1 protein-coding gene is annotated in these 2,623 nt (G+C 46.7%); it reads right to left on the reverse strand.

Going from position 1 to position 2,623, the window contains the following annotated elements:
• A partial coding sequence (locus E1163_RS08215) for an FtsK/SpoIIIE family DNA translocase (RefSeq protein ID WP_155170957.1) occupies positions 1-2,421 on the reverse strand: 2,421 nt, incomplete at its 3' end.
• Positions 2,422-2,623: the final 202 nt, after the last annotated feature.

Here is a 2,623-nt window from a genome sequence, read left to right on the forward strand (position 1 = left end):
AGGAATCAATACTTCCCTTGCCTTGCTTCCTTCAAACGGTCCGACGATGCCGGCGGCCTCCAGTTGGTCTATAAGCCTGCCTGCACGGTTGTAGCCCAGTTTCAATTTTCTTTGGATCAGTGATGTACTTCCCTGCTGGTGCATGACAATAAGCCTTGCCGCATCGTCAAAAAGTGCATCCCTATCTGCCAGATCTACTTCTCCAACACCCGAGCTGTCATCGTCACCTTCAAACTCCGGCAGCATATAAGCCGACTCATAACCCCTTTGCGCTCCGATGTACTCACAAATGTTCTCCACCTCATGGGTATCTACAAAAGCGCACTGCAAACGGATAATATCTGAACCCAGCGACAGCAGCATATCCCCCTGCCCTATCAGTTGGTCTGCCCCACCGGTATCGAGAATGGTCCTTGAGTCGATCTTGGATGTAACCCGGAAAGAGAGCCTTGCGGGGAAGTTGGCTTTAATAATACCTGTAATTACGTTCACTGAAGGTCTCTGCGTAGCTACCACCAGGTGAATCCCAATGGCCCTTGCCAACTGCGCCAGCCTGGCAATTGGTGTCTCAACCTCCTTGCCGGCAGTCATCATCAAATCTGCCAGCTCATCAATGACAAGAACAATGTATGGAAGAAAACGGTGCCCCTTTTCCGGGTTCAGCCTTCTGTTTATAAATTTCGCATTGTATTCTTTAAGGTTCCTCGCTCCACCGTCTTTGAGCAGGTCGTAGCGGTTATCCATCTCTATACACAAAGAGTTTAGCGTATGCACTACCTTCTTGGTATCGGTAATGATGGCTTCTGCGCTATTGGGCAGCATAGCCAGGAAGTGCCGCTCGATCTTATTGAAAAGTGTCAGTTCCACTTTCTTAGGGTCTACGAGCACGAACTTGAGCTGAGATGGGTGCTTTTTGTACAGCAATGACGTCAATAGTACATTAAGACCTACCGACTTACCCTGACCGGTGGCACCGGCCATCAGCAGGTGGGGCATTTTGGCCAGATCTATCACATGCACTTCGTTGGAAATGGTCTTACCCAACGCCACAGGCAGCTCCTTGTCGCTGCGCATAAATTTCTCCGTAGAAAGCACAGACTTGATACCGACCATTTCCCTGTTTTTATTGGGCACCTCAATACCGATGGTCCCTTTGCCAGGGATCGGTGCTATGATCCTGATACCAAGCGCTGCAAGGCTAAGGGCTATGTCGTCTTCCAGGTTTTTGATCTTGGAGATCTTCACCCCTGCTTCGGGCACTATCTCATAGAGTGTAACGGTTGGCCCTATGGTAGCCTTTATACTGGAAATACCGATCTTAAAATTGACCAGTGTTTCGATGATCTTATCCTTATTCTGCTCAAGCTCTTCCTTCGTTACCTGTACTTTTCCCGAGTCAAAATCATCGAGCAGGTCGATGGTCGGATATTGGTATGAGCTCAGGTCAAGCGTAGGATCATAATTTTGCTGTGTGGAGACGGTCTCCTCTTCTTCCGCATCCTGCTCCACTGAAAACACCGGCTCATCAGGTGCCTCCTCTTTTTCGGGTATAGTTACATCAAGCTCAAACTCCGGTTTCTTTTTCGCCTCTTCCCGGGGCTTTTGCTCCAGCACTATTTCCTGCTTCCTGTTATTGTTATTTTCTTTAGGGGGAGTTATGGTTTCCGGTTCATTTACAGGCCAGTTATCTTCTTCATCCACATAGCCATCTACATTATCGTCCTCCTCGGGCAACGCTCCTTTGGCCTCTGCCACCTCGCGCTCCAGGCCATCCACACCTTCTTTTACCTTGCCCTTAAAATCAAGAATGGTGGTAACATTGAAGAAGTATATGATAAAGGCCAGCAGTGAGAATATGAGCAGCAGAAGTGTGCCCCAGCCGATCAGCCCTTCGAGTATGATGGAAAGCTGGTAGCCAATGCCTCCGCTCAGGAACCCCCATTCGGAAACACCTTCGGTGCTAAATACCAGGTAGCCCAGTAAAATGCTTAGCCAAAATGTAAAAAAGAGGCAAAAGGCAAATGTTGAGTATATGGATATGATCTCTTTGTGGAAAACAATCCTGTAGCCTATCAAAAACAGTAATGGCGGTGTAAAGAAAGCCGCCAGGCCAAACCACCTGAATATAAAGTAATGCGAGATAAAGGCGCCGTAAAGCCCCAGCCAGTTGTCAGCGTCGCGTCCAGACTCCAGCATACCTGTCTGCCCGATGGCTTCAACTACACTTTGGTCTGCCTTACCGGTGAAAAGATAGGAAACGAACGCTGTGAACAAAAACAGTGAACTGATCAGAAGAAAGAAGCCGGAGGTAAGCTGAAACCGCTTATCCTTGAAAAACCCGAAGTTGATCTTCAGCTTTTTCCTGCTCTTCTCCTTCTTGGATTGCTTAAAAGTATTTGATTTATAAGTATTCTTGGCCATGTTTTAAAAAAGACAAATCTAATAAAAAAATAACGCCCCGACCAATGCAAAAAATGCATTCGATGCACCGGATTTTCAAAATCAAAAGAGCGCTGAAACTATAGATTATATATTAAAATTAATAAAATCCGGGGGTATTTGAACGACCGGATCAAGGAATTATTTAGAGCAACCTTTCTTTTTGTATTTCAGTCTGTTACTC

The sequence above is a fragment of the Fulvivirga kasyanovii genome, assembly GCF_009711405.1.
GTDB lineage: Bacteria > Bacteroidota > Bacteroidia > Cytophagales > Cyclobacteriaceae > Fulvivirga > Fulvivirga kasyanovii.